The sequence below is a fragment of the Shewanella sp. 3_MG-2023 genome, from assembly GCF_030548765.1.
Classification (GTDB): Bacteria; Pseudomonadota; Gammaproteobacteria; order Enterobacterales; family Shewanellaceae; genus Shewanella.
Map to the genome: position 1 here is coordinate 25,724 of NZ_JAUOSH010000044.1, position 8,082 is coordinate 33,805.

General features: G+C 41.9%; 9 protein-coding genes. All 9 read right to left on the reverse strand.

The features are described 5' to 3' along the window. Positions 1 to 59: 59 nt before the first annotated feature. Positions 60 to 290, reverse strand: coding sequence for a helix-turn-helix transcriptional regulator (locus tag Q4591_RS18460; protein ID WP_102436328.1), 231 nt, complete (start codon positions 288 to 290; stop codon positions 60 to 62). Continuing rightward, positions 283 to 780: a hypothetical protein gene (locus Q4591_RS18465; protein WP_303462363.1), complete on the reverse strand. Its 498-nt coding sequence runs from the start codon at positions 778 to 780 to the stop codon at positions 283 to 285. Before Q4591_RS18465 ends, Q4591_RS18460 begins: the two co-directional genes overlap by 8 nt. Positions 781 to 894: 114 nt before the next feature. Further along, positions 895 to 1,290: a GFA family protein gene (locus Q4591_RS18470; protein ID WP_102436332.1), complete on the reverse strand. Its 396-nt coding sequence runs from the start codon at positions 1,288 to 1,290 to the stop codon at positions 895 to 897. Between the two features lie 121 nt (positions 1,291 to 1,411). Further along, positions 1,412 to 1,741: a YbaB/EbfC family nucleoid-associated protein gene (locus tag Q4591_RS18475; RefSeq protein WP_076542292.1), complete on the reverse strand. Its 330-nt coding sequence runs from the start codon at positions 1,739 to 1,741 to the stop codon at positions 1,412 to 1,414. A 130-nt stretch (positions 1,742 to 1,871) separates the two neighbouring features. Further along, complete coding sequence (gene dnaX / locus Q4591_RS18480; protein ID WP_303462366.1) at positions 1,872 to 4,586, reverse strand: DNA polymerase III subunit gamma/tau; 2,715 nt, start codon at positions 4,584 to 4,586, stop codon at positions 1,872 to 1,874. Between the two features lie 219 nt (positions 4,587 to 4,805). Continuing rightward, on the reverse strand, positions 4,806 to 5,357 hold the full coding sequence (gene apt / locus Q4591_RS18485) for an adenine phosphoribosyltransferase (RefSeq protein ID WP_198589273.1): 552 nt from the start codon (positions 5,355 to 5,357) through the stop codon (positions 4,806 to 4,808). A gap of 158 nt (positions 5,358 to 5,515) precedes the next feature. Beyond that, positions 5,516 to 5,881: a YbaN family protein gene (locus Q4591_RS18490; protein ID WP_102436336.1), complete on the reverse strand. Its 366-nt coding sequence runs from the start codon at positions 5,879 to 5,881 to the stop codon at positions 5,516 to 5,518. Positions 5,882 to 6,230: 349 nt separating this feature from the next. Further along, the gene (locus Q4591_RS18495; protein WP_102436340.1) at positions 6,231 to 6,980 is read right to left on the reverse strand and encodes a DUF2063 domain-containing protein; all 750 of its coding nucleotides are present in this window, start codon (positions 6,978 to 6,980) and stop codon (positions 6,231 to 6,233) included. Beyond that, entirely contained in the window at positions 6,980 to 7,813 is an 834-nt protein-coding gene (locus Q4591_RS18500) for a DUF692 domain-containing protein (RefSeq protein WP_102436342.1), read from the reverse strand. Before Q4591_RS18500 ends, Q4591_RS18495 begins: the two co-directional genes overlap by 1 nt. Between the last annotated feature and the right edge of the window lie 269 nt (positions 7,814 to 8,082).

Consider the following 8,082-nt stretch of genomic DNA (forward strand, 5'->3'; position numbering starts at 1 on the left):
AGCGTTTCTTTGTCAGTATTAACTGTTGCCAAGGCTAGCTAGCTTGCTAACTATTAGTGCTAGGACTTAGTATCACTTTCGGGGTGATAACTGAATACCTGATCTAGCGGCAGTTCAAACACTTCAGCAATTTTAAAAGCCACTTCAAGAGTGGGTGAATACTTATTAGACTCAATGGCCATCACGGTTTGCCTAGTGACACCTATTAATTCAGCAAGCTGCTTTTGTGTCATTTCACCATTTAAAAAACGCAAGGTGCGGATAGCGTTAGAAATCGCCGGTTTACTCATAAATATCACCTGTACGCCCCTTGTATAGCTGCACCCCATAAAATGCCAGCTCAGCACACAAAAAAGACACCACTAAAATATGCAGCGGCGCATGAGCAAAGCCCAATTGTGATAGACCAAGGTCATTGGCTTCAACACTGTATTGCACTATGGCCAGTATCACGCCTACATTCAAAATAATCGCTGAATACTTATAGCCAATGAGATTAATTTGTTTTTCGCGTACATCCATAGGTTGTGACAGTTCATCGTCTGTGATTAATGCCAGAGAAATGTAGCTCACCACCATTAGCACTACTGAATAAATTATAATTTCTAAAAAGATACCTGAAATCCACTGTATTGAAGCTAATTCTTCAGGGCTAGCATGAAATAAGCTGCTACCATAAAAATAGAAAATATAGCCCGTTACCAGTAAATCAACGGATAAAGTGACTTCTCGAAAGCTCGTTTCTTGCAGCCATTGCAGTAATTTATTTGCATTACTCATGTTAATTAAACCTCACTTGGTGTTAACTATTTTTGACACGCTTTTAGTTTAGGCTAACAATCAACCATGTCAAATATTTTTAACCTTGGGTTAACAAATTAATGCTTTTATCGCTTAGCTGTCTGCGGGGTGATTTATACCATCGTTAAGCACAACATCATCAATATCAAAAGGATTAACACCTTCTAAGCAGCCAATGTTATAGCCATATTCTGTAGGATTAGAGCGACGTTGATGGTGGGTATAAATACCGCAATGGCGACAAAAGTAGTGCTTAGCAGTGTGGGTATTAAATTGATATAACTTGAGAGCATCCGCGCCTTTTACGATTTGAATGCCAGCTAATTCTACCGAGCCCACAATGGCGCCTTTTCTGCGACAAATTGAGCAATCACAGCGTCTTGGCTTTTCAATGCCATTGGGTAATGAAAGTGATAATACAACCGCGCCGCAATGACAACTGGCTAAGTGTTTCGACTTTATAACGGTTTCACCGACCTTGGTTAGCATAATATATCCTTATAAGACTCTGACATGGCGGTACAATTTAGCAGAAAATTTAATCTGAACGAAACGCGATCAAAAAAGCCCAAGATAAACTTGGGCTTTTGAATCTTAAAACCTTTAAGATTTAGAATGGCATTTTCATTCCTGGAGGTAATTGCATACCGCCAGTGACTTCAGCCATCTTAGTCTTTTGGTTTTCTTCGATGCGACGTGCTGCGTCATTGAATGCTGCAGCAATAAGATCTTCCAACATTTCTTTGTCGTCTTCCATCAAACTAGGGTCGATGTCAACTTTACGAATGTTGTGTGAACCCGTCATGGTCACTTTAACTAAACCTGCACCCGCTTCACCGGTCATTTCAGTGCGTGCGATTTCTTCCTGCATTTTAGCCATTTTGTCTTGCATCATTTGGGCTTGTTTCATTAAGTTGCCCATACCGCCTTTTCCAAACATAGTCTTTTCTCTTAATTAGGTTATTAGCAAGCAGCCAAAGTGGGGCTAATCTTACTGAAAAAAAATAAATTGGCAATAAATCCGCGGCTATTGCTATCAAAGTTTTGACACCTATAACGCTTTAGCTGTTTTATTGAACAGTCAATGCTGGAATTTGTTGCCCTATCGCCTGTAGCTTTTCAACCGGATACAATAAAGTATCTGGATTTAGCTGAGCCGCTAAACGAGTAAACATCCATTGTACTTTGTCATCGTTAATTAAAGCGTAATTTGCATTAGCTAATAACTCTCGATGAAATCTTTTACGCAATTCAAGTGGGGTTTCATGTTGTGGATCAAGCCCAACCTGAATTTGCACCTTTGTGTCTTCGCCCAAAAGCTCCGATAAGGCAATTTGTAATTGCTCAATCGCCACTTCGGCGGATAAATGTTTTTGATCCGGTTTAAGTAATAACGGGATCGGATTGTCCAGTCGTTGGCATACCGAGTTAACGGCGAGCTGTCTTACCCTGCCGCCTATGCTTAACTGCGACATAATTTTGTACCAGTGCAAATCTAGGCTATCACCTGAGATTTCATGGTGACCGTTTAATGCCACTTCAGTCGATACGTGAGCGACTGCTGTCTCAGCCACTGGGGCATTATTCTCAGCTGGCGCTATGGCAGTGTGTGCATGCTGACGACTTCCCGGCTCCTCATTAACAGCGCTTGTTGGCACTTCAACGGCGGCGATAGTTGTTTGTGCATTGTCAACTGCCATGTTAGTTGCTGCACTATGGCTCACCTCAGGCTCAGTTGTTGCTATTGCAGTTAAAACTGAAGCTGCAGGTAATTCAGTGGGCTTTTCCCATGGCGGTCTATCTGCTGCATCATTTGCTGCACTTGTGTTTACTTGCGTGGTTACATCAATAGTAGCATCAACTGTGGCGGTATTTTCAATCGACTGCATTTTCGCTTTGGGTGCAGGAATTTTAATACTTGGATTGGCTACCGCCTGTTGCTTTTTTGCTTGTTCACCTTCTTCGGCTAGCGAATTTAATTCCGCCTTTAATGAATCATTGGTAGCGAGCACAGCATCAAGTAAAGCATCCATGTCGCTTAAGTCAGCTTCTGTAGTATCAACGGTTGTTTGCTCAAGCTTAGCTTGCGCGGCACTAGTTTGCTGAACATTAGCTTGCGGAGTACTTGCTTCTGCCTGCTGATATTGATTGTGATCGTCGTTATCAAATTCAGCATAAGATTCGTCACTTGCCTGAGCAAACTGCTCGTAGGCATCAATGGGCATCTCATTTGACGATGTTGTTGATGTGACAGGCTGAGTTTTAATTGCTGGCGTTTCTACTCTAGGTGTTTCTACTGCAGCGGCTTTAACTGCTGGCGCTGCAATAACGCCTGAGTCAACTGCTTGCGTTTCAGTCGCTGCTTGCTGATTGAAACCTAAACTGTCAGCTTGACTAAGGATAATAGCTTGCTCTGCGGCTATCTCGGGAGCAGCATTTAGATTATCGTCCTCAGCTGCGATACTTGCAGTTTGTGGCAGCGTTATTGCCGCAGACACAGAACTGCTATCAACTGCAGTATTGCTTACTTGGGCTGGCTTAGTAGCCATTATTGCTTCATTGTCTGCAACTGAAGCGCCTGCATTATTTGTAGCAGTGTCAGCCTTCGAGCTAACCGGCGCCGATTTAACCGTTTCTGGGGTCACGGGGTCTGGCGTCAATGAAATCGTTACTGGCTCATCGGTGTGCCAACGTTTAACGGGCTTTTCAGGTACAAATGCCACGGCTCTAAGTAACGCCATTTCAAGACCTGATTTAGGATCAGGAGCAAAGCCTAATTCTTTGCGACCCGTTAACAATAACTGATAGTAAAGCTGCACTTGCTCAAGGGTTAATTGCTGAGCAAAGGCTAAAATTTGTTCGCTGTATAACGACTGCTGCGCCGCGGCTGGCGCAAACTGCGTTAAGGTAATTTGGTGGAGTAATTCCAATAAACTGCGCAGCACCTCATCGGCATCTGCGCCAAAACTCAGCACTTGCTGAATAGTTTGCATTAAGTTAGCAATATCGGCATCACATAAGGCTTTTAGCAGCACTAAGACTTGCTGGGCATCAATACTGCCAAGCATGGTTTGCACCTGTTGGTGCATCACTTGGCCGCTACCAAAGGCAATCGCTTGATCGGTTAAGCTCAGGGCATCACGCATACTGCCGTTAGCCGCTTTTGCCAATAGTGTTAATGCTTGGGGCTCAAAGGTTAATTGCTCTTGAGTTAAGATAAAATCTAGCTGCTTAGTTATTTCATCTTGAGACAGACTTTTTAAATTAAATTGTAAACAGCGAGACAACACAGTCACCGGCAATTTTTGCGGATCTGTGGTGGCCAGTAGAAATTTCACATGCTCAGGCGGCTCTTCAAGGGTTTTCAGTAAGGCATTAAAACTACTTCGAGACAGCATATGTACTTCATCGATTAAGTAGACTTTGTAACGGCCTCTTGAAGGCTTATATTGCACGTTATCAAGTAGCTCACGGGTATCATCGACCTTAGTTCTTGAGGCCGCATCCACTTCAATAAGATCAACAAACCTGCCTTGGGCAATTTCAACACAACTTGAACACACGCCACAAGGTGTCGAAGTGACCCCTTGCTCACAGTTAAGCCCCTTAGCAAATAGGCGCGCTAAACTGGTTTTACCCACACCTCGAGTGCCAGTAAATAAATACGCATGATGTAATCGTTGCTGTGTGAGTGCATTTGTAAGTGCCAGTAGAACATGTGACTGCCCTACCATTTCTTCAAATTTGGCAGGGCGCCATTTACGGGCTAACACCTGATAAGACATGGAATTCCCCAAGCTTTAATGAAACGGGATGATCTAAATAATACCAATGGTAATTAATTGTACCCGAAAATAAAAATAACAATAGCATGCTCATCAATCACAGGCTATTGCTACTCTAAAAGGCTGGATAATTTGCTGAAGATTCAATCGATGCAGAGCAAAAATCAGGCTTTATTGAGTTAAGCTCAACAAAGCCGCTAACATATTATGCGTGCTTGGCTATTCGCCTTCAAACTCACATAAGGTCAATAACTCAACCCCTAAACCTTCAAGACGTTTTTCGCCGCCGATATCTGGCAGAGAAATAACAAATGCAGCGTGCTTAACTTCGCCGCCTAATTCACGGATTAATTTTACCGTTGCTTCAATGGTGCCGCCTGTAGCAAGTAAGTCATCAACGACCAATACTTTATCTTCAGGGGTGATCGCATCTACGTGAATTTCTAAGGTGTCTTTACCGTATTCAAGATCGTATGTTTGCGCAATCGTCTTTCTCGGCAATTTTCCCGGCTTACGTACGGGTACAAAACCAATACCAAGCTCTAATGCTAATGGCGCACCGAATAAAAATCCACGCGCTTCAGTACCGACAACTTTAGTGAAACCTTGATCTTTATAATGCTCTACAAATAAAGCGATAGTGGCTTTATAAGCTTCAGAGTCTTCTAAAAGGCTGGTGACATCGCGAAACATAATGCCTGGGATTGGGTAATCAGGAATAGCTTTAATACTGTTTTTGATAAGCGCTAAACGTTCTGAGTTCATAGTCATATTAGATAATCTATTGTAAAAGGAATGTTTTAATAGCCATCATTTTCAATATCATTAGCTTGAAATTGAAAATATAGTTTCTGGCATATCACTCAATGGCAGTGATACTAAGCATGTTTTATGATAGTTGCAACTAACGAGCAAATTAAAGGTAACTTTTAATCTAACTCTGGGATCTGCCACAGATAAACCAGTAGGCAACATAACATGCAAGCGAGCATCACTTTCACCCAAACTAATGGCACAATTAAAATGCTCACAACAAAGCTTAAGGTGGTCATTATCATGGCTTTTTTCTTCAGCCGTTTGTTGATTGCTCGTTTATCTTGCCAATCATTTAACCCTTGAGCAAACCAAGGATGAGTCATCAACCAGTGATGCATCCGCGTACTTGAGCGGGCAAAACAATAAGCAGCCAGCAAGATAAAAGGCACTGTTGGTAATAAGGGCACCACAATACCAATGGTGCCAAGCGTTAAGCTCGTTAAACCAGTAATGAGGAACAAGCCTCGTTTTAACGCCATATGACTCCAAGCCCAAATCAAAAAAAACCATTCAATAGAATGGTTTTTGGATAACCGACTCTATGACTTAACTGAGCGGTATAATAACTGAGATTGGCAGTTAAATTAAGCCTGCAAGTCGCAAGGCAGATAGAGACGCTGGTAGCGTTGGTAACAATAAAACAAGAATAAAACCAATAAAATACATAATGTTAAATGGGTCTTTAAACGGCTGACTCATAGTTTTTACTTCCTAACAGTAATGTTGGCCGCCTTACAGCAGCGTGAACTGGATCACAAAATTCGCGCTATTGTATGTAAAAAGACTTTTAATATAAACCACAAATTAAGTAGGAGTTTTATCCACTGTTTAAGCCTGTGTTAACGAACAGATAACCCTTTTGTCGGCCAATTGTTGCAACATTTGCAAGCAGCCATTAGATAAGGTTTCCGGCGTCATCTGTGGGTAGGTCTCGCTAAGCCATGTCAATACATCATTAAAGTAACATTGCTCGGCTTGAGCAATATAGGCTAACACTTGGGCTGTTAATGGGTTTAACTTTAAAAAGTTAACTTCATCATGTTCATCGCGATAAACACAAAAGCTTTGCCCCTGCTCACTGGGCTCTGTGGGTTGGTAATCGACACTGATGTGTTGCACATCATATTGATATTGCGCCACAGTGGCGGTCACTGACAGCTTTAGCGGTAGCTCGGTAATCAAGTCTTTGGCAATTGGCTGCTCATTAACATCATCGAAAACAGTGGCAATATATAACTCTAGCCATTCGTAATGTGCTAGCTCCAACATAAAGGCAGGGTCGTAATCCGCAGGCTGATATTGAGTTTGCAAAAAACAGATAAACTCTTGGGATATTTCAATAAATATGGGGGTTTTACAGTCAAAACTTACAAAAAACTGTTGAATGAGTTTGGTCCATGCATCATCAGTATAAAGACTTTTCAGTACCGGAAACGCGCCTGACACAAAGCCATTGATGTTATTGAAAAATAGCTCACGGTAAACATTCATTCGCTCAAATGTCATGCCTTGTGGCAGTGGCTTGCTGGGATCGCGAATATAATCCATAAAGGCTTGTTGAGTGTTAATAAAATCCATTAAGCACTCCTTTTGATCGCTTTTGCGGCTTGTTGATAGCGATGAATTTGATTGATCTCTTGCAGTAATTCAGCGGTTTTGGGGATATTAAAGTCACGCTCTAATAATGTCGGAAACACCCCATGTTGCTGATAACTCTGTTGCAATAATTGCCAAACAGGATCAATCACATCAGCGCCGTGGGTATCGACCATTAACTGGGATGATTCTTCATAATGACCCGCGATATGCATATATTCAATCCGCTTGGTCGGCATTGAGCTGAGAAATTCAGCGGCATCATATTGATGGTTTATTGAGTTTACATAAATATTATTAACATCAAGCAGCAGTTTACAATCTGCCTCATCCAGCACAGCATTAACAAATTGCTGCTCAGTCATTTTCGCGCCGGGCGCAGCGTAGAAAGACACATTTTCTAAAATAAACGGCCGCTCTAAAATATCTTCAACTTGGTTAATACGCTTTGCAACATAAGTTACCGCTTCTTCGGTAAAGGGGATCGGCATTAAGTCATACATGTGGCCGCTACCAGAGCAATAACTTAAGTGCTCAGAGTAGATATTGATTTGATGGCTATCTAAAAAGCGTTTTACTTGCTTAACGAACTCAGTATCTAACGCATGTGGGCTGCCGATAGATAAAGATAAACCATGGCAAAAAAATTCATGTTGCTCTGTAAGTTGCCTAAACTGCTTACCAAACTTACCGCCTAGGGTCATCCAGTTTTCAGGCGCCACTTCGAAAAAGTTTATTTCATCAGGCACATGCTGACAAAACTCATCAAGCATTTCTCGGCGCAAACCCAGTCCCACTGTTGCTTGTTTTGCCATTTATCACCTCAAACACACAATTAATCAGTTAAATTAATGAAAGTTACCAACTAAAAAGGCCTGTATAACAGGCCTTATATTGGCGTAGATTTAATCGGCATGAAAGCTATAAATCGATTTCTGCTGCTAAATCAGCCTGCTAATAATCAGATTGATTATTTAGCACCACCACACTTACCTTCGCCACATTTTCCTTCTTTGGCTTTTTTCATATCGCCGCCGCATTTACCTTCACCGCATTTGCCTTCTTTGGCTTTTTTCATATCGCC

Excerpts from the sequence above, each read along its gene's own strand:
- Q4591_RS18460 (WP_102436328.1), bottom strand. The coding sequence starts at position 290 with ATGAGTAAACCGGCGATTTCTAACGCTATCCGCACCTTGCGTTTTTTA.
- Q4591_RS18465 (WP_303462363.1), bottom strand. The coding sequence starts at position 780 with ATGAGTAATGCAAATAAATTACTGCAATGGCTGCAAGAAACGAGCTTT.
- Q4591_RS18470 (WP_102436332.1), bottom strand. The coding sequence starts at position 1,290 with ATGCTAACCAAGGTCGGTGAAACCGTTATAAAGTCGAAACACTTAGCC.
- Q4591_RS18475 (WP_076542292.1), bottom strand. The coding sequence starts at position 1,741 with ATGTTTGGAAAAGGCGGTATGGGCAACTTAATGAAACAAGCCCAAATG.
- dnaX (WP_303462366.1), bottom strand. The coding sequence starts at position 4,586 with ATGTCTTATCAGGTGTTAGCCCGTAAATGGCGCCCTGCCAAATTTGAA.
- apt (WP_198589273.1), bottom strand. The coding sequence starts at position 5,357 with ATGACTATGAACTCAGAACGTTTAGCGCTTATCAAAAACAGTATTAAA.
- Q4591_RS18490 (WP_102436336.1), bottom strand. The coding sequence starts at position 5,881 with ATGGCGTTAAAACGAGGCTTGTTCCTCATTACTGGTTTAACGAGCTTA.
- Q4591_RS18495 (WP_102436340.1), bottom strand. The coding sequence starts at position 6,980 with ATGGATTTTATTAACACTCAACAAGCCTTTATGGATTATATTCGCGAT.
- Q4591_RS18500 (WP_102436342.1), bottom strand. The coding sequence starts at position 7,813 with ATGGCAAAACAAGCAACAGTGGGACTGGGTTTGCGCCGAGAAATGCTT.